11 protein-coding genes and 1 other annotated feature are annotated in these 20,051 nt (G+C 47.0%); of the genes, 2 read left to right on the top strand and 9 right to left on the bottom strand.

What is annotated here, in order from left to right:
* Positions 1-16: 16 nt before the first annotated feature.
* From BUA78_RS18530 to BUA78_RS20385, 8 genes are all read right to left on the bottom strand, one after another.
* Positions 17-4,465: an FAD-dependent oxidoreductase gene (locus BUA78_RS18530; RefSeq protein ID WP_274377415.1), complete on the bottom strand. Its 4,449-nt coding sequence runs from the start codon at positions 4,463-4,465 to the stop codon at positions 17-19.
* 572 nt (positions 4,466-5,037) lie between these two features.
* Entirely contained in the window at positions 5,038-6,156 is a 1,119-nt protein-coding gene (locus BUA78_RS18525) for a 4Fe-4S dicluster domain-containing protein (protein ID WP_072917537.1), read from the bottom strand.
* 18 nt (positions 6,157-6,174) lie between these two features.
* Entirely contained in the window at positions 6,175-6,621 is a 447-nt protein-coding gene (locus BUA78_RS19975; protein WP_175549079.1) for a hydrogenase iron-sulfur subunit, read from the bottom strand.
* 20 nt (positions 6,622-6,641) lie between these two features.
* A complete protein-coding gene (locus BUA78_RS18510) occupies positions 6,642-9,665 on the bottom strand; it encodes a CoB--CoM heterodisulfide reductase iron-sulfur subunit A family protein (protein WP_072917534.1) in 3,024 nt (1,007 codons plus the stop codon).
* Positions 9,666-9,681: 16 nt separating this feature from the next.
* Positions 9,682-14,133: an FAD-dependent oxidoreductase gene (locus BUA78_RS18505; RefSeq protein WP_072917532.1), complete on the bottom strand. Its 4,452-nt coding sequence runs from the start codon at positions 14,131-14,133 to the stop codon at positions 9,682-9,684.
* 27 nt (positions 14,134-14,160) lie between these two features.
* Positions 14,161-15,009: a CoB--CoM heterodisulfide reductase iron-sulfur subunit B family protein gene (locus tag BUA78_RS18500; protein WP_072917531.1), complete on the bottom strand. Its 849-nt coding sequence runs from the start codon at positions 15,007-15,009 to the stop codon at positions 14,161-14,163.
* Between the two features lie 34 nt (positions 15,010-15,043).
* Positions 15,044-15,616: a 4Fe-4S dicluster domain-containing protein gene (locus tag BUA78_RS18495; RefSeq protein ID WP_072917529.1), complete on the bottom strand. Its 573-nt coding sequence runs from the start codon at positions 15,614-15,616 to the stop codon at positions 15,044-15,046.
* 557 nt (positions 15,617-16,173) lie between these two features.
* Positions 16,174-16,311, bottom strand: coding sequence for a hypothetical protein (locus tag BUA78_RS20385; RefSeq protein WP_175549078.1), 138 nt, complete (start codon positions 16,309-16,311; stop codon positions 16,174-16,176).
* A 265-nt stretch (positions 16,312-16,576) separates the two neighbouring features.
* Positions 16,577-16,826, top strand: a binding site (T-box leader).
* A gap of 153 nt (positions 16,827-16,979) precedes the next feature.
* Here BUA78_RS20385 and BUA78_RS21000 point away from each other — a divergent pair.
* Both BUA78_RS21000 and BUA78_RS18485 read left to right on the top strand, forming a co-directional pair.
* The gene (locus BUA78_RS21000; protein WP_338011636.1) at positions 16,980-17,087 is read left to right on the top strand and encodes a symporter small accessory protein; all 108 of its coding nucleotides are present in this window, start codon (positions 16,980-16,982) and stop codon (positions 17,085-17,087) included.
* 48 nt (positions 17,088-17,135) lie between these two features.
* Positions 17,136-18,716: a sodium:solute symporter family protein gene (locus tag BUA78_RS18485; protein ID WP_072917526.1), complete on the top strand. Its 1,581-nt coding sequence runs from the start codon at positions 17,136-17,138 to the stop codon at positions 18,714-18,716.
* A gap of 129 nt (positions 18,717-18,845) precedes the next feature.
* Here BUA78_RS18485 and BUA78_RS18480 read toward each other — a convergent pair whose 3' ends face one another.
* A complete protein-coding gene (locus tag BUA78_RS18480) occupies positions 18,846-19,802 on the bottom strand; it encodes a 3-hydroxyacyl-CoA dehydrogenase family protein (RefSeq protein ID WP_238456876.1) in 957 nt (318 codons plus the stop codon).
* Positions 19,803-20,051 lie beyond the last annotated feature (249 nt).

The raw sequence follows: 20,051 nt of genomic DNA, 5'->3' as shown, positions 1-20,051 counted from the left end.
CCAACCTCCTTATAGTTTAGATTAGGGCTGCATCCAACATAGCCAGTATTTGTTCTGTTTCAAACCCCTTTTGCTGCGTAGCTCCGCTGGGACAGGCAGCAGCACAGGCACCGCATCCCTGACAAAGCACTTCTCTAACCAAGGCAATTCTTCTTTTTTCATCCAACACCCGGGCACCATAGGGGCAAACACTTACACAAATACCGCATCCCTTACAAAGTTCTGCATCCACTTCAGCGGTGATACCCAAGGATTCCAATTTTCCCTTGGAGAGCAAAGTCACTGCACGGATGGCCGCTGCATTGGCCTGAGCAATTGATTCGTCTATCAGTTTAGGTCCGTGGGCCAACCCACATAGATATAAACCATCAGCAGCAAAATCAACAGGTCTTAGTTTCATATGGGCTTCTAGATAAAAACCGTCATCATTAAGGGGTACTTTAAAGAGTTGGCTTAATTGTTCGGAGTCTTTTCTTGGTTGGATTCCGTTGGCTAAGGCAAGTATATCCGCCTCAATTTGTATATTTTGCAGCAGCACATGATCTGTAACTGTTACCAAGACCTTATCTCCTTGGGCAGATACCTCTGGCTTACTATCGGTATCATAGCGGATAAAGAGTACTCCCTGCCTTCTGGCCTGGGTGTAGAATTCTTCTTTAAAACCATAGGTCCTGATATCCCGATAGAGAATAATCACATTGGCAGTTGGTTGAAGTTCTTTTATTTTGAGGGCATTTTTAATTGATTGGGTACAGCAAACTCGGCTGCAGTAGGGTCTAGCAGGCTCCCTGGAGCCTACACAATTTATCATCACCACTGTCTTGGCTTCTCCAAGTCCCGTGTCTGCTAATCTTTGCTCTAGCGTAGTTTGTGTAATGACAGCAGTATGGTTGCCATAGAGATATTCGTTGGGTTCTATGGGGTCTGCTCCGGTGGCAATGATCACTGTGCCATGTTTTACCTCTTGCTTGGAACCATCCCCCTGCAAAAGGGTAGTTTGGTAATTCCCTAGATAACCAGTAACGGCATCCACCTGGGCATTGAGGATAATGTCGATGAGATCATGCCGCTGCACATCCGATTTCAGTTTTTGCAAAAAACTGGGTATATTTTGCCCTGTTAAACTATAACGCAGCTCCTGAACCTTCCCCCCCAAACTATCGGTTCTTTCCACCAGGGTTACGGGATACCCTTGTTCTGCCAAAGCTAAGGCATTGGTCATCCCTGCTACCCCACCGCCAACCACCAGGGTTCGTTGATCCACATCGATATAAGTGGGTTGCACTGGTTTCAGCAGCCTTACCTTGGCCACGGCCATCCTTACTAAATCCTTGGCTTTTTCTGTGGCTTCCACCGGTAGATTCCGGTGTACCCAGGAGGATTGTTCTCGGATATTGGCATGTTCGTAGAGATAGGGATTAAGTCCGACTTCTTTCATACAGCTTTGAAAGAGCGGTGCATGAGTTCTCGGGGTACAGGAGGCAACCACTACCCGGTTGAGGTTATGTTCTACGATACGTTCCTTAATTTTCATGATATTGTCCGCTGAGCAGGTAAAGAGAAATTCCTCAGTATGAACAACTCCCGACAGGGTTTTGGCAAATTCCACTACCTGAGGCACTTTAACCACGGCACCGATATTGATGCCACAGTTGCAGACAAAGACACCTACCCTGGGAACCTGATTGGTAACATTCCTTTCCGGTGGATATTCTTGCTTGGTGGTCAAGGTGCCTCGGGCTGGGGCCACTAGACGGGAGGCAAGGGCCGCTGCGGCACTGGCATCCACCACTGTTTCGGGGATATCCTTTGGCTCAGCAAAGGCACCACTGACAAAAATACCCTCCCGGGAACTACAACCGGGACTAAACTCCTCACTACGACAGAAGCCGTATTTATCCAGCTTGACGCCGGCGGCCGCTCCCAACTCCTTGGCACTTGCAGGAGGTGTTAAGCCAACAGAAAGCACCACCAGATCAAAGGTTTCAGAATGAGTGCGGCCCTGTTCGTCGGCATAACGAATGACTAAGTCATTACTACCCTCTGTGGCCAGATCAATCTGGTAAATGCGAGAGCGAACAAATCTAATTTGATGTTCATTTTTGGCCCGATTTTGGTAACGTTCAAAGTCCTTACCAGGTGTACGCATATCCATGTAAAATAAGGTTGTTTCCAGTGGCTCATGACTATGTTCTTTGGCAATAATGGCTTGCTTTATGGCATACATACAGCAAACAGAGGAACAAAAACCATGGCCTATTTTCTCATTACGGGAACCTACACATTGAATCCAGGCAATCCTAGTTGGTTCCTGATGGTCCGAAGGTCGCACTAGATGTCCGGTAAAGGGACCACTGGCTGAGAGAATTCTTTCGAATTGGATACTGGTTACCACATTGGGATATTTGCCATAGCCATACTGGGTTAAATCAGTAGGATCGTAGGGACTAAAGCCGGGATTTAAAATCAGGGCTCCCACTTCCAATTCTAATTCCTGATCCTGCATCTCATGGTCAATCGCCTTTGGAAGGCAAGCACTCACACATTGTAAGCATTCGGAACAGACGGCACAGTTGAGGCAGCGTTCTGCCTCGGCCCTGGCCTGGTCTTCATCATATCCTTGAGCCACCTCGGCAAAGTTTCCCGACCTTACTGCCGGATCAGCATAACTTTGAGCTAGTGCAACTGCGGTGGCCACTTCTCCCACCTTTTGACGAAGGGGAGCAATAGATTCTTCGGGTACTTTAAAAGTTCGGCCGGTCAGCAAATCTTCTCCCTGCACATAGCGATGAATACTTTCAGCGGCCCTTTTGCCAGCTCCCACTGCGTCAATTAACAAACGGGGTCCCGTCAAAGCATCGCCGCCAGTAAATACTCCTGGTACCTTGGTAGCCAGCGTATCAAAATCGGCCTGCAACCGGTTGCCCCTTTCGTTAGTCAAGGGTTTTCCTGCGGCAAAGGACAAATCAGGGGTTTGACCAATAGCCACCACCACACCATCAAAATCTGGCAATTCTGTGATGATATCTCCGCACTGGGGAGCAAAACGACCCGCCTCGTCAAAGAGACTGAGCACATTGGCTATGACTAGTCCGCTAACCTTACCATTGGTTGCTTTAATCTCCTGTACACTCTGGGCATAGTGAAAGGAGATACCTTCTTCTATGGCTTCTTTGATTTCTTCTGGATCAGCCGGTAAGGTACCCTCGGCTTCCAGACATATTACATGAACTTCAGCATTTAAGCGGCGAGATACGCGGGCCGCGTCCATGGCAACATTGCCACCGCCGATAACTGCAACCTTCTTGCCCGGGTTGACTTGTTCGCCTAAACCCACTTGACGCAACATCTCCACAGCAGTAATAACGCCCTCCCATTCGCTGCCGGGAACATTTAAGGGCACTCCCTTCTGTGCGCCAATCCCTAGGAAGATAGCCTGGTAGCCCTCTTCAAACAACTGATCAAGGGTGATGTCTTTACCCAAAGCAGTATTTAATTTTATCTCCACACCCAATCTTTTAACCAAATCAACTTCCAGATCAACCCATTTTTTAGGTAGACGATATTCTGGAATACCCACTCGCATCATCCCGCCAGTGACTGGCAAAGCTTCAAAAACAGTAACCTGATATCCCTTTAAAGTGAGAAAATGAGCACAGGATAAACCCGCCGGTCCGGCACCAATTACTGCTATCTTTTCCTCTCTTTGAGCCAGCTTTTCTGGTAAGGGGAGTTGTTCTAGATTGGAGTAGGCTACATCCGCAGCAAAACGTTTAAGATTTTTAATTTGAATGGGATCATCAAACCTAGTTCGATTGCAAGCTGTTTGACAGGGATGGGCACAAATTCTCCCCAGTACAGCAGGGAAGGGCATCTCTTGATAAATCATTTTCCAGGCATCCACAGGTTTGCCTGATTTAACTAACTGAACATAGCCTTGAACATTGATCCCTGCGGGACAAGCTGCTTTACAAGGGGCTACCCCTCGCTTATCTATGGCAAACGCATTGGGCGTAGCCTGGGCGTAGAGTTTGTAGGTAGCTTTACGGGTATCAATATTGCCATTAAACTCGTTGGAGAGTTCCACTGGACAAACCCTGGCACAATCTCCACATCCAGTACATTTTGTTGTATCAATATAGCGGGCTTTTTGCTGCACCTTTACCTTAAAATTTCCTGGTTCACCAGAAACCTCGATAATCTTCGCCCCAGTAACAATTTCAATATTTTTATGACGACCTGTATCCACCAACTTGGGGGACATAATGCACATGGCACAATCATTGGTGGGAAAGGTTTTGTCTAAGCGAGCCATGGTGCCCCCAATGGCAGGTTTTTCATCTAATAAATAAACCTTAAAACCGGACTCAGCCAAATCTAGGGAGGATTGCATACCCGATATGCCGCCACCCACGACCATAACTGCACCCACCATTGATTTTTCCGTAGAGGATTGTACGTTCATCAGTTAACTAACCTCCTTACACCAAAAACAACTCTTTGACGAATATTTCTTATGCCAAACACCTCCTTATTTTTGTCATTACGCGTATGCTATTTATAGATTTACTTTAACACAAACCATAGCGTAATTCAAAGATTTTTTTGAACATTTATATAATTTTTAATTTAATATTAATACTAATTATTTCATATATTTTTTAAATAATAATTCGTATATTAAATAACTAAATGTCTTTAATATATTTCTATAATTTATTTGATCAGAGGCTGTTTTTACTGAATAATAAATTTGTGACATAATTAATGTCGTATTAACGACAAAAAAATAACCCATCCAAAAAGGATGAGTTATGATTAGTAGTGATAGTAAATAATTAGCGATACTTTTTATTCGCAATTTTATTGCAAGCCTTTTACATGGCTTAATCCTAAAGCTTTAGTAGAAAGTTAAATCCAGCATCGATGTAGTGCCTTCCTTATAAAAGCATGAATGAATCCTATCTTTATATAGGATAAGGAACACCCTGTAATTTTTCTAAACTTGAAAAGCCACCTACGGGTGGCTTTTCAAGTTTAGTGTTTACCGGTATTGAGTTCTTCCAGTTCATGTTCTTTATACACAGTGATGGGGATGGGTTCTTCCAGGGAACGGCCTGGTTCATAATCGAAACGCTTTTGATTAGGTTCGGACAGGGTTTGGAATAGTAAGCCCACAGGGATATCCATGGGGCAGGCATTTTCGCACTGGCCACAGCCTACGCAGGATAGTCCCATGTGATTCACCCTGGTCAGGTGGAACAAGGTGGTATCGGTGGGTAGCTCAATGGCTCCCTTCCGCTTAGCATATTCCATGTATTTATCACCGGTATGGTCAAAGATAGGACCGGCAGAGACGCATTCACGGCAGAAGCAGATAGGGCAAGCCTGACGGCAGTTTTGGCATTTAATGCAGGTGGCCAGAACCTCAGCCAGTTTTTCCATGCTACCAACGGAATTCTTAAACTCAGCAACAGCTTTTTCTTTGGCCTGGGCTTTTTCGGAGGATATTTTTTCCAGTAATTTTACCCGAGTATCGGGTACAGAGGCAGCTTCCAGTCCAGCCACACCCGACAGATCTAGGTCATCTTTAGCCGATACCAGCAGGGTGCCAGCCATACCCAGCCAGCCTAGAACGATATCCGCTTGACTTGCCTCGGGATAAGAACAGACTGTACAGGCCCGGCGCAGGTCAACATCGGTGGGGTTGTTCCCATCGGCAGCCACTTGGCTGACCCACTTTTTAGCATCCACTTTATTTTGTTGTACCATTTGGGCATAGTCCTTGGCGGCAAAGGTGCCGGCACAATCTACACCAATAACCAGCAGGTTTTCCAACTTAGCCTGCTGCAGCTTAACTAATTCAATCAAAGCGCGAACCTCACAGGAACGCAGCACCACAGCCACCTTTTCCGGCAAATTGCGGGAAAGATTGGCCACCAGTCTGGCAACATTGAGTCCGCTCACTGGGGCAAAGGGGTTGGCAGAACCAAACATCTCCGGGTCCCTAATTAGGGTGGGAGCAACGTTGGTTTTAGCGGCAACCTCCTGGGGAACCAGTACTGCACTTACTGCCCCTGAGGTAATTAACGATTTTAAAAATTCCTGGACGGCACTGAGGGTGTCGCCACTTGCTTTTAACGTGTAAGATTTCATGCTACAACGCCTCCCACCTTAGATTTCCCAGTTATTACGCAGCGGGTTTGGTCCTAATTGTTTCAGCTTATTGGTCATTTCCGTAATGACTTCGCCGAAATATGCCCCCTGTGAAGCACTGATGAAACGCAACCATAACCGTTCTTCAGGAATACCTAATTGTTGGAGCACGTTTCTAGCAACAGCTACCTTACGACGTGCTTTGTAATTGCCACTACCATAGTGGCAGTCACCTTCGTGTCAGCCACCCACCAGGACGGCGTCACCACCATCTAAAATAGGTTTAATCATGTACAGGGGGTCAACGGCGCCACTGCACATGACCCGGATGATCCGCACGTTGGGGGGATATTGAATACGGGAAGTACCTGCCAGGTCTGCACCGGTGTAGGTACACCAGTTGCAGACGATGGCAATAATCTTAGGTTCAAATTCCGTTTGAACTTTTTGTTCAGGAACACTCATTTCTTAACCCTCCTTTTAGCCTAGCCGTTACAAGCATCCAGCATAGCGATAATCTGCTCTTTCTCGAAGCCCTTTTGTTGACAGGCACCACTGGGACAAGACGCCACGCAGGCACCGCAGCCCTGACAAAGTACATCCAATACCTCAGCAACGTTGGTTAGCTCGTTCATATATCTGGCACCATAGGCGCAGGCTTCAATGCACAGTCCGCAGCCCTTGCACCACTTGGGATTCACCTGGGCTACGTTACCAAGGGATTCTAGTTTATCCTTGGACAGCATGGTCACCGCACGCACCGCTGCTGCATTAGCCTGGGCGATGGACTCTTCAATGAGTTTGGGTGAGTGGGCAAAGCCGCACAGGTATAAGCCATCTGCTGCAAAGTCGATGGGGCGTAATTTCATATGGGCTTCCAGGAAGTAACCGTCGGCGTTCAGGGTTACTTTAAAGGTCTGGCTTAAAGCATCTGTTCCTTTGGCTGGAACGACACCGGTACTGAGCACCAGTAGATCGGTATCTAATTCCAACACTTTGTTGAGGATTGGGTCCTTAACCCTAACCTTCACCTTATCTCCATTGGCTTCTACCTGAGGCTTATCATCCAGGGTATATCTAACAAAGATAACACCTTTCTTTCTAGCCTCGGCGTAATAGGTTTCATAGAAGCCATAGGTACGAATATCCCGGTAAATGACAAATACATTGGCCGCGGGATTCAGTTCCTTTATTTTCAAAGCATTCTTGATAGCACTGTAACAGCAAATCCGGCTGCAGTAAGGTCGCTCTTCGTTGCGAGAACCTACGCATTGAATCATCACAATATTCTTTGCATCGCCAATACCAGGTCCAGCCAGTTTATTTTCTAACTCCCGCTGGGTCAGTACCCCGGCGTGTTGACCGTAGAGGTATTCGTTGGTGCTGGCAGAGTCTGCACCGGTGGCAATGATCACGACACCATGTTCTACTTTCTTATCTCCGCCTGGGGTAGCTAGGGTCGTTTTGTAGTTGCCCAAATACCCAGATACTTCCTTTACGGTGGAAGTAAGGTTAAGGTCGATATTGGGATGATTCTTGACATCCTGGATTAATTGATCAACTAACTGGGCAGGGTCATTACCCTTCATGGTATATTTGACTTCCAAAGCATTACCACCCAGTTTATCCTCCCGTTCCACCAGGATGACCTTAAAGCCTTGGCCAGCCAGATTCAAGGCGTTGGCCATACCAGCCACACCGCCGCCAATAACCATGGCCTGACGGTTGATATCCATAAAGGAAGTGTAAACCGGTTTCAGCAGTTTCACCTTGGCTACGGCCATGCGCACCAGATCCTTAGCCTTTTCGGTGGCGGCATCGGGATGATCCCGGTGTACCCAGGAGGCATGTTCCCGGATGTTGGCCTGTTCAAACAGATAGGAGTTCAAACCAGCTTCTTTTAAACTACTCATAAACAACGGGGCGTGGGTTCTGGGGGTACAAGAGGCCACCACCACGCGATTTAATTTATGTTCATTGATACGATCTTTGATTTTCTCAATACTGTCCTGGGAACAGCTAAAGAGAAACTCTTCGGTATGGACGACACCGGAGATGCTCTTGGCATACTCCGCCACCTCCGGTACCCGGACCACGCTGCCGATGTTGATCCCACAGTTGCAGACAAACACCCCAACTCTGGGATCTTCTTGGGTGATATCCCGTTCCGCAGGGTACGTTTTAACCTGACTCAGGGTACCACGGGCAGAGCTTAAGAACTTGGCAGCATTGGCGGCGGCGGCACTGGCGTCTACCACGGTTTCGGGAATGTCCTTGGGTGCGCAGAAAGCACCGCCGGCAAAGACGCCTTCCCGGGTGGTTTGACCCGGTGCAAACTCAGCGGTTTTGCAGAAACCAAATTCATCCAGTTGAATGTCACATGCTTTAGCTAAAGCAGCGTTGCCAGAGGAAGGTTTCAGACCAACCGAAAGCACCAGCATATCAAAGGTTTCTTCTGCAAAGGAGCCATCGGGCATACGATAACGAACAATCACACTCTTGGTACTTGGGTCTTCTTTTACCGAAGAGATCATCGCTTTTTCATACTTAACTCCATGCTGAAGACGAGCCCGGTCGTAATATTTCTCAAAATCCTTACCATAGGCCCGGATATCCATATAGAAAACCTTGGTTTCTAGTCCCGGTTCGTGTTCTTGCGCAATAATGGCATGCTTAGTAGCATACATACAACAAACTGCTGAGCAGTAGGGGTTGCCCTTAGCGCTGTCACGGGAGCCGGCACACTGGATAAAGGCAATTTTCTTAGGTTCTACATGGTCAGAGGGGCGCACCAGATGACCCATGGTGGGTCCACTGGCGGACAGCAGGCGTTCGAACTGCAAACTGGTGACCACGTTTTGATAGCGTCCCCAGCCAAATTCTTCCCGCAGATTACCATCCATCGGCTCAAAGCCGGGAGAGAGGACTACTGCTCCCACTTCTAATTCCAAGGTAGCGTCCGGCATGCTATGATCAATGGCATTGGCCGGACAAGCCTTGAGGCATTTGCCGCAGGCCTTGGGGTTCTTAAGTTTTAAACATTTGCCTTTATCAATGGCATAGGCATTGGGTGTTGCCTGGGCATACAGTTTATAAACTGCTTTACGCTTGCCCAAACCACCGTCAAAATCATCGTCCACTTTTACCGGACACGCCTCGGCACAGGCACCGCAGCCAATACATTTTTCCAGGCTAACGTAACGAGCCTGCTGTAACACTTTGGCCTTAAAGTTACCTGGCTCCCCTGTCAGGTCAACCAGTTCCGCACCTGTGATAATTTCAATATTCAAGTGGCGGCCCACATCAACCAGTTTGGGAGACATGGTGCACATGGCGCAGTCGTTGGTGGGGAAGGTTTTGTCCAGTCTGGCCATAGTACCACCGATGGCTGGTTTTTTCTCCACCAGATACACCCGGTAGCCGGATTCGGCCAAGTCCAGGGCGGACTGCATCCCAGAGATGCCGCCGCCCACAACCAGAACCGCACCGATTTGTTTTTTATCCGTCATAGGTTTCTCCAACCTCCTATCCCAAAGCCGCATCCATCATGGCCAGCAGCTGTTCTTTTTCGAAACCTTTCTGCTGAGTGGCACCGCTGGGGCAAGCAGACACACAGGCGCCGCAACCTTGACAGAGCACTTCCCGTACGTAGGCCACTCCTCTGCGCTCGTCTAACACCCGGGCCCCGTAGGCACAGGCATTGACACAGATGCCGCAACCCTTGCAGAGATCCAGATCGACTTCAGCAGTAATCCCCAAAGATTCTAATCTGCCCTTAGACAGCAGTGTCACTGCACGAACCGAGGCAGCGTTGGCCTGAGCAATGGTTTCGCCGATGGTTTTCGGACTGTGCGCCAGACCACAGAGATACAAGCCATCTGCTGAGAAGTCAACAGGTCGTAACTTCATGTGGGCTTCCAGATAGAACCCATCTGCATTGAGAGGTACTTTAAACAGTTGACTTAAGGCTTCGGTGTCTGGTCTTGGCTGAATGCCATTGGCCAGGGCTAAAATATCAGCCTCAATTTTAATGGGTTGTTGCAGAACGTGATCCACCACTGTTACCGTCACTTTATTGCCGTTGGCAGACACCTGGGGTTTATTATCAACGCTGTAGCGAACAAAGATGACTCCCTTGCGTCTAGCTTCGGTATAAAACTCCTCTTTAAAGCCGTAAGTACGGATATCTCGGTAGAGGATAAATACATTGGCATCGGGATTCAGTTCTTTTACTTTGAGTGCGTTCTTAATGGCATGAGTACAACAAACCCGGCTGCAATAGGGTCGTTCTGGCACACGGGAACCCACGCAGTTGATCATCACGATATTCCTGGCCTCTCCCAGTCCCTGGTCGGCAATCTTTTGCTCCAACGTAGTCTGGGTGAGAACAGCAGGATTTTCACCGTACAGGTATTCATTAGGTTCAATTTCATCAGCACCGGTGGCAATAACCACGGCACCGTGTTCAACTTCTACTTTGGTTCCATCGTTTTTGGTCAGGATGGTCCGGTAGTTACCCAGATAACCGGCAACCTCTTCCACCTTCGCCTCAAGAACTACATCAATTAACGAGTTGGCTGCCACATCGGCCTTAAGCTTTGCCACAAAAGCCGGAATATCTTCGCCCTGCAAGCTGTAACGCAATTCAGTGGCCCGACCACCCAGTGCTGCGGATTTTTCTACCAGGCTGACGGCAAACCCCTGCTCTGCCAGGGACAAGGCGTTGGTCATACCGGCCACACCGCCGCCCACCACCAGAGTTCTCTGGTTCACATCGATAAAGGCTGTTTGGACAGGCTTTAGTAGTCTTACCTTGGCTACGGCCATTCGTACCAAATCCTTAGCCTTGTCGGTAGCTTCCACCGGTTGCTCCCTGTGCACCCAGGAGGATTGTTCCCGAATGTTGGCATGTTCATAAAGGTAGGGGTTTAACCCTGCTTCCTTCATGCTGCTCTGGAAGAGTGGGGCGTGGGTTCGTGGCGTGCAGGAGGCCACCACCACGCGGTTAAGATCGTGTTCTTTAATCCGCTCTTGGATCTTAATAATATTATCCTGGGAACAGCTAAACAGGAATTCTTCGGTATGGACAACGCCTGCTAGGGTTTTCGCAAACTCGGCCACTTCTGGCACACGGACAACGCTGCCGATGTTGATACCACAGTTGCAAACAAACACACCCACTCTGGGCAGTTGGTTACTCACATCTTTTTCGGGCGGGAATTCCGGCACAGCGGTCATCGTGCCACGAGCCGGGGCCAGCAAGCGGGAAACCATCGCAGCTGCCGCGCTGGCATCCACTGCTGTTTCAGGAATATCTTTGGGTTCACCAAAGGCACCGCTGACATAAATACCTTCTCGGGAACTGCAACCGGGAGTAAAGGTATCGGTACGGCAGAAACCATATTTATCTAAAGTAATGCCCGCTGCTTCACCTAATTCCTTGGCGCTTTCCGGAGCAGATAAACCGATGGACAGTACCACCATATCAAAGGCTTCGGTAGTTACGTTGCCTTCTTCGTCAGCATAGCGAATATAAACATCATCACCGCCATCTGGAGCGGGATCGATACCATAAATACGGGAGCGAATGAACTGAACACCATGTTCATCTTTAGCTCGGTTAAGATAACGTTCAAAGTCCTTGCCCGGTGTCCGCATATCCATGTAGAAGAGTTTGGCATCCAGCGGATCGTGGCTGTGTTCCTTGGCAATAATGGCCTGCTTAATGGCATACATGCAGCATACCGAGGAGCAGTAGCCTTTGCCGATTCTTTCATTACGAGAACCCACACACTGTAACCAGGCAACCCTGGTAGGTTCTTTATGATCCGAGGGGCGAACCATATGTCCGGCATAGGGACCACTGGCAGAGAGAATCCGTTCAAACTGGATACTGGTCACCACATTCTTCAGTTTGCCATACCCGTACAGGGCCAGTTCTTCTGGGTCGTAGGGCTTAAAGCCAGGGTTCATCACCAAGGCGCCCACTTCAATTTCAAATTCTTTGTCCTGCATACTATGATCGATAGCCTTAGGCAAGCAGGCATCTACGCACTGCATACATTCGGAACAGATTGCACAGTTCAGACAACGAGCTGCCTCTTCCTGCGCTTGTTCCGGAGTAAAGCCCAGGCAAACTTCTTCGGTATTGGTAGCCCGTCTTTCCGCTGGAGCATGGGCTTGTTTCACTTTAGGTTGCTTGGTGTAAGATGCAGCCTTACGAGGAATGGGAGAAATTTTTTCTTCGGGCACTTTAAATTCCCGTCCGGCCTTCATATCCTCACCGTTGATGTAGCGGTGCATGCTTTCAGCCGCCCGTTTGCCGGCTCCCACCGCATCAATTAGCAGGGCAGGACCAGTGAATACGTCGCCACCGGTAAAGATACCAGGCACATTGGTAGCCAGGGTATCAGGATCAGCCACAATGCGATTGCCCCACTCGTTGGCCAGGGGTTTGTCACCGGCAAAGGACAGGTCGGCGGTTTGGCCGATGGCAGAGATAATGGTATCTACATTGGTCCACTCGGTGATTTCATCCCCGTAGACCGGCACCCATTTACCCTTGTCATCCTTTTCCATACGCAGCACTTCGATGGAGGAGCAACCAGTCATTTTGCCCTTTTGGCCTTTGATTTCTTTAATTAGGGTTCTAAAGTGGAATTCAATGCCTTCTTCAATGGCTTCTTCCACTTCCTCGGGGGCAGCAGGCATTTCACCCCGGGTACGACGATAGAGCACGTGTACTTCGGCGCCGGCGCGGCGAGCACTGCGGGCAGCATCCATAGCCACGTTACCGCCGCCCACTACCAGTACCTTCTTGCCTACCTCTACCTTTTCGCCCAAACCAATACGGCGCAGCATATCGACAGCGGTAATGACACCCTGCATATCTTCGCCGGGGGTTCTCATACTGGTGCCCTTTTGGCAGCCAACACCCAGGAAAATGGCCTTATAGCCGTCTTTTAACAGACCATCAAGGGTGATATCTTTACCCAGGGCGGTGTTCACTTTGATTTCCACACCTAGGCGTTTGATTAAATCAATCTCAAAGTCTACCCATTTCTTAGGTAGGCGGTATTCTGGAATCCCAATCCGCATCATACCACCCGTCACTGGCAGTGCTTCAAAGATGGTCACTTTGTAGCCCTTCAACGCCAAGAAATGGGCAGCCGCCAGACCCGCCGGACCGGAGCCAATGACAGCCATCTTTTCATCCCGCTCGGCTTCTTTCTGCGGTAAGGGTAATTCATTGATATCCATTTGATAAGCGGTATCCGCCGCTAATCTCTTGAGAGTGGCAATTTGAATAGGCTCATCCACCTTGGCCCGATTACAAGCAGTCTGGCAGGGGTGAGCACAAATGCGGCCGCAGATGGCGGGGAAGGGCATTTCTTCGTAAATCATCTTCCAGGCATCAACAAATTTGCCGGATTTAATGAGCTGCACATAGCCCTGTACGTTGATACCTGCGGGGCAGGTGGCCTTACAGGGAGCAATACCCCGTTTGTCGATGGCAAAGGCGTTAGGAGTTGCCTGGGCGTACAGCTTATAAGTGGCCTTGCGGGTGTCAATTTCCCCGTTAAACTCGTTGGGCAATTCTACCGGGCAAACACGGGCACAGTCGCCACAGCCGGTACATTTAGGAATATCAACATAACGGGCCTTTTGAGTTACCTTGACCTTAAAGTTACCCGGTTCACCGGTAACCCCTTTCACTTTGGCCCCAGTAATAATTTCGATGTTATTATGTCGTCCGGTGTCTACCAACTTGGGAGACATGATACACATAGCGCAATCGTTGGTTGGAAAAGTTTTATCCAACCGCGCCATGGTTCCCCCAATGGCAGGTTTTTCATCCAGCAGATAAACTTTAAAACCAGATTCAGCGAGATCCAGGGCAGATTGCATACCGGATATACCGCCGCCCACAACCATTGCCGCACCGGTTAATTTTTTATCGGTTTGGACGTTGCTCATGTACGTTAACCTCCATCCCTTACGAAGTTACCCAGCCTGTACTGCATTGGCTACTTTGCTGGGGTCCACCAGGTGTTTGCTCCACCAGTCACCAGCCTCGGGAAGACCCAGGGCTAGACCCATTAACTCAGTGAAGAAGAAGACCGGTATATCTTCTCCCTGGGGACGGCGCATCTCTAAATTGGTCTGGCACAGCGGACAGGAGTTAACCACCGCATCGGCTCCGGCTTCCCGGGCTTTCGCCAGAATATTCCCTGTCAGGTTGGTTACCATGGCAGATTTGGCTACCGAATGTCCGGCACCGCAGCAATCTACTTTATAAGACCAGGTAATCGGTGTGGCCCCCAAAGCTTTGATAAGATTATCCAACTGCATGGGGTTTTCGGTGCTGTCAATTTCGGTAATATGACCGGGTCGAACCGATAAACAGCCATAATAACAAGCAATTTTAAGATTCTTTAGAGGTTTCTGAACCTTTGGGCTAATATTTTTTAGCCCAATTTTTTCTACAAAATAGGCCAGCAGATCGTAAACCCTAGGCTGACCATCAAATTTAAAACTAAGTACCTTTTCCATTTCCTGCCGGATCTCGGCATCGTGAAGCATCTGGTATTCGGTAGTTTTTAACCGATTAAAACAAGCGGAACAAGGAACTACACAATCCAGGCCCATGTTTTGAATTTGTTTAATCGTGAGGGCGGGTAAACCAACGGACAGTTTATGGTTGGTAGCGTGAGCAGAAGTGGCTCCACAGCAGGTCCACTCCGGGATTTCTACCAATTCAATGTCCAAAGCTTTGCTAACAGCCCGTACTGAGCTACCAAATTCTTTGGCGGTGGCTTCCAGGGAACACCCTGGATAGTAAGCCAGTTTCATCTGTTATCCCCTACCTTCCGCAGAAACCCATTTCCTAATTTCCGCTTTTCTTATTCTTGGCCCAATCAAAGATGCGCCGCACTTCTGTCTTGGTAGGCACGCTATGCGGGAACAAGGCAAGTTTTCCTTTCAGGAACATTTTCAAACCCACACCTACGTCATCGAATAAATGACCGCTCTTCAGTTTGTACTTCATTAACATGGTGGCTTCATGAACACGGCCAAGGGACTGCACGGAATCCAAAAAACACTGGTGGAATAAATAGATGTCTTTGTCCCCCGGCGCTACACCTTCCTCAATGGCCATTTCTCGTAAAGCATCCATGACGGCGGCAATACGAATGCCATTGGGACAGCGGGCACCACAAGTTTCACAACCTACACAGACCCAGATCGCTTTGCTTTTCAGTAACTCGTCCTTTAAACCAAACTGAATCATTCGGAGTACCTGATTAGTGTCCATTTCTCCGTATTCAGCAATGGGGCACCCGGAGGCACATTTTTGGCATTGGTAGCAGGATTGTATATCCTCACCACTGCGCTGACTCACCTCTTTTGTGAAATTTAGGTCTAGCGCCTTCGGACCTCCTTCGGTTATAATATACACAGGTCCACCCCCCTTGTTTAAAATTTACGATTTTACTTTAGTTAAGTTTATCACAGGCTATAGTTGGAACAAACTCTCACAAACATGGACTAGACCCGTTTTTTTACTATAAAAATGGGTTCTAGTCCATTTTTTACCTTCATTCGCTCGCATTCAATATTTTTCTCGCCATTGCTTTATTTGGCTTAATTCAGAATTATCGACAAATTTTATATCCCTTGATTTACAAGGGTTTATTAAATTTCTTAGATGGAACATTTTCATTTCGTAATTTTCGCTTTGGTTTGAGCAAGGGGTGTTTTTTCGCTAAAACTAATTTCGCTGGCGTAATCAATAATTATGTTTTCTTTAAGGATAATTATATTACTTTCCATGTTACTAACTTATGATCATTACAATATATTAATTAAATAAAGGATTTTTAACTATCCCGAAACTGCTTTTTCTATCAGCAAATTAAAAGACTAAGGTTTTCACTTCCTTGGTGAAGCCTTAGTCATAACGAATTACAAAAATAAAAGAGATTAGGCTCCCACCCAATCCCCGCGATAATCTTACTACCCTCTGAGCAAAAAGCCTATTAACGGAAGTACAAAACCAATGCCGGTAACAGCTAACCAAAAGCGGAGGTTACAATTTTTTTGTTGGGCTGCTGCTGTTGATTGGAGATATTGTTCATATTCTCTACCTATCATTAGGCACCCCTCCTTTGTGTATTCTGTATACACAAAGTGTAACCAATACAGTCATTTTGGTAAAGTTCCTTTTTTCACAATCCTGGTTTTACAGCTATCATGCCTTTGGAAAACTTTCATTTTTCTTCCGCTGTCTTTAAATTTCGTTATATTAAAGACATGTCAATAAATGCTACAAATAAATAGTAGCTCCTTTGCGAAAAAATGAAAAAATTATCTTGACTGGGACAAGTAAACTATGTTAACTTTATTATCAATTAAAAATTGATCGACAATGATGGAGAAAAGTAGGTCGGACCCAGCCTTCCAGGGAGAAGAAGTCGAGACTGGAAGCTTCTTTAAGGTATGGTTGAGTGAAGTTCTCTCCGGAGTTGCTATACTGAAGAACAGTAGGTGTAGCCGGGGTTTCCTGCCGTTACAAAGGAACAGGTATCGGACTTCCATTCCCGTACCGGTAATTAGCGGCCTTTTGGCAATTTGGGTGGTACCGCGAAATCTAGCATTTCGTCCCTTAGAGGATGAAGTGCTTTTTTATTTACCGTTGGGTGAACAGTCCCGTACCTTGTTGAGATGGGCCTATGTGGTCAATTTGGGTGGTACCGCGGAATAACTCTCCGTCCCTTTGTGGATGGGGAGCTTTTTATTTTTATCCTGAAAGGAGGTTGCTTATGTTAGGTTTTACGGATCCCCAAATCATGCTGGCTTACGTACTTAGTATTCTTGCTACCGGATTATGTGTAGCCTACGGCATAAAAAACTGGAATAGCGACAGTTAATTCTATATAAAAGGGGTCTGACCCTATCATAACAGGAGGTCTGTAGATATGGATTATGGCACGTTACTTATTAGCTTGTTACTTTACCTAGGAATAACCGTACTGCTGTCGGTACTTGCTTACCGTCATACCAAAACTAAAAAGGATTACCTGCTGGCGGGTGGAGAAACTCATCCCTTTTTAATGGCCCTTTCTTATGGTTCTACGTTTGTTAGCACGTCTGCCATTATAGGTTTCGGTGGCTCAGCGGCCATGTTTGGTATGAGCCTGCTCTGGTTAACCTTTTGTACTATTTTTGTTGGAGTCTTCGTAGCCTTTGTCATCTATGGCAAAAGAACTCTCCTGGTTGGCAAGGAATTGGGGGCTAGTACATTCCCGGAGTTTATTGCCCTGCGCTACAAATCTGAATTCATCAAAAAGTTTTGTGCCTTGGTCATCATTGCCGGTATGCCACTCTACGCCGCAGCGGTTATGATCGGTTCAGGCCGGTTTCTGGAGCAGCTTTTGCATATCGATTACAATCTAGCCATCATAATTTTTGGTGTTATTACAGCCGCCTACGTTATCACCGGCGGCATTAAGGGTGTCTTATACAACGATGCTTTTCAGGCTACCATTATGTTTTTAGGAATGATTATCCTGTTTGCCGTGACCTATAGCAAACTAGGCGGCATTACCCCTGCTCACCAGGCACTAACCGATATGGCCTCCCTCGTGCCGCAAAGCATGGTTGACAAAGGTCACCTGGGTTGGACCGCCATGCCTGCGCTTGGCTCAGAATACTGGTGGGTCGTGGTTTCTACCCTGGTTATGGGAGTAGGCATCGGTGTATTAGCGCAACCCCAATTAGTTGTTCGTTTTCTGACTGTTAAGGGTCCCCGGGAGATAAACCGTGCCGTCGTTGTCGGCGGTGTATTCATCCTCGTCATGACAGGAGTGGCCTTTACCGTTGGTGCGTTATCGAATGCTTATTTTTATCAGACCCTGGGAAAAATCTCTATTGCCGCCGTGATGGATGCCACCACAGGAAAACCAAACATTGACAGTATCATCCCACTTTTTGTTAGCTCTGCCATGCCATCTTGGTTTGGCTATCTCTTTATGCTGACCCTTTTATCCGCAGCAATGTCTACTTTAAGTGGTCAGTTCCATGTAATCGGTACTTCCCTGTGTAATGACTTGTATAAAAATTCTACCCTTTCGTCTAACCGTTTCTCTATCTTAGTAGCTCTGGTTGCTTCGATTTATCTGGCGCTGAAACTTCCCGGTAGTATCATTGCCGTTGCTACAGCTATTTTCTTTGGTGTTTGTGCAGCTACCTTTTTACCCGCCTACACCGCTGCTTTGTTCTGGCCCCGGGCCACCAAGTCAGGTGTTATCGCCAGCATGATTGCCGGCCTAGCCTCCAGTATATTGCTGATGGCCTTTATCCACGCTAAAGAAGCCACAGCCCTTGGCCTTAGTAATATTCTTTTTGGTAAAACAACCTTGGTAGGAATGCCCTGGGTTTATATAGATCCCATCGTCATCAGCCTTCCTCTGTCAGCCGTTACATTAGTAACAGTAAGTTTATTAACTGAGAAGGTTAGTGCAGTCTCTCTGGTAGAGAAACCTAGTATAACTAAATAATTCATCCAAGCAAAGAAAAGACCGTTTTCTCACCAAAAGGCCGGAAAACGGTCTTCATGTAAGTTAAAAACTTTTTCAGTACCTTTGGTGATAACGCTACCTTCACACTAAATCATGGCGTAGTTTTTACTATAAATCTACTTCTTTATCTTTATGTAGCCACTCAATCAGATTTTTTTCACGAGTCTTTTTAATTTGTGCCAGTGCTTCTGGTGTCCAATCATACAAACCGGCACCTGTTTTGGCACCAAAGTTTTTCTTATCAACCGCCTCTTGCAAAATCAACGATATCTCCTCATTATTGCAGAGATCTTTTAAAAGATAACTGGAAATATTATAAAAAACATCCAAACCACCCAGATCAGCACTTTCAAGTGGTCCAGTGGTTGATAAGCGACGTCCTAAACTATATTTGATGGTTGTATCAACTGCTTCCTTGCTAGCGATGCCTGTCTCTATAATATGCAGTGCCTCACGAAGCAACGCTAATTGCAGACGGTTGCCGATAAAGCCGAGAGCTTCTCTCTTGAGTACCACTGGTTTTTTACCGATTTTCTCCATTAGTTTCTGGGTGGCATTAACGACCTGTTGTGTAGTGTGCTTTCCTGGTACAACTTCAACAAGCGGTACTAGATGAGGTGGATTCCAGAAATGAGCAACAATAAACCGCCCTTTATGTTCTAATGTCTCTGCAATAGCCGTCGGGCTAAGACCGGAGGTGTTCGAAGCAAAAATAGTATCTGATGTGCAAAGTTTTTCGATTTTTGCAAAGAGTTCCTGCTTTACAACAAGATTTTCATCAATCGCTTCAAAAACAAAATGGGCACCTTCAGCAGCCTCTTCCAGTCTCGTGAAGCCTTTAATCCGTCCTAATATCTCTTGAATATCCGCTTGTTGAATCAAATCATTTTCATAGAAGGTTTCAAGTGCTTCCTTAATACTTTTAAAACCATGATTAATACTGGTTTCCGAACGACCAAACATACGTACCTGATATCCGGCCATGGCAAATATAAGCGTGGTACCAAAACCCATTGTACCTGTCCCTACATTGCAAATATTTTTAATCCCTTCTACTTTTATCACAGGCATACCTCCCAAGCATAAATTTAGCTAATAACAGGTCTCATAGTAAGAACTGGTAAAAATTATCTAATTTTATCATAAAACTAAATATAGTAACATCAAGCCCAATCGGGTAGGAGGCTACCCATTAATTGAGTAGCCGACCTCCCACACCACCGTACGTCAGACTGTCTAACAATTATTGAAAAGTCTTCGTTTGGGCATGAAAATGGCTGGCTTTTGTCGAATCTCCATATCAAAGGAGATGAG

This window comes from Desulforamulus aeronauticus DSM 10349 (genome assembly GCF_900142375.1).
Taxonomy (GTDB): Bacteria; Bacillota; Desulfotomaculia; order Desulfotomaculales; family Desulfotomaculaceae; genus Desulfotomaculum; species Desulfotomaculum aeronauticum.
Note: the sequence above shows the minus strand (reverse complement) of the source record. Positions and strands in the feature narration are given on the sequence as shown.

What these genes read in the sequence shown, in the direction of transcription:
- BUA78_RS18510 (WP_072917534.1), bottom strand. Translation starts at nt 9,665, where the DNA reads ATGACGGATAAAAAACAAATCGGTGCGGTTCTGGTTGTGGGCGGCGGC.
- BUA78_RS21000 (WP_338011636.1), top strand. Translation starts at nt 16,980, where the DNA reads ATGTTAGGTTTTACGGATCCCCAAATCATGCTGGCTTACGTACTTAGT.
- BUA78_RS18485 (WP_072917526.1), top strand. Translation starts at nt 17,136, where the DNA reads ATGGATTATGGCACGTTACTTATTAGCTTGTTACTTTACCTAGGAATA.
- BUA78_RS18505 (WP_072917532.1), bottom strand. Translation starts at nt 14,133, where the DNA reads ATGAGCAACGTCCAAACCGATAAAAAATTAACCGGTGCGGCAATGGTT.
- BUA78_RS20385 (WP_175549078.1), bottom strand. Translation starts at nt 16,311, where the DNA reads ATGATAGGTAGAGAATATGAACAATATCTCCAATCAACAGCAGCAGCC.
- BUA78_RS18525 (WP_072917537.1), bottom strand. Translation starts at nt 6,156, where the DNA reads ATGAAATCTTACACGTTAAAAGCAAGTGGCGACACCCTCAGTGCCGTC.
- BUA78_RS18530 (WP_274377415.1), bottom strand. Translation starts at nt 4,465, where the DNA reads ATGAACGTACAATCCTCTACGGAAAAATCAATGGTGGGTGCAGTTATG.
- BUA78_RS18500 (WP_072917531.1), bottom strand. Translation starts at nt 15,009, where the DNA reads ATGAAACTGGCTTACTATCCAGGGTGTTCCCTGGAAGCCACCGCCAAA.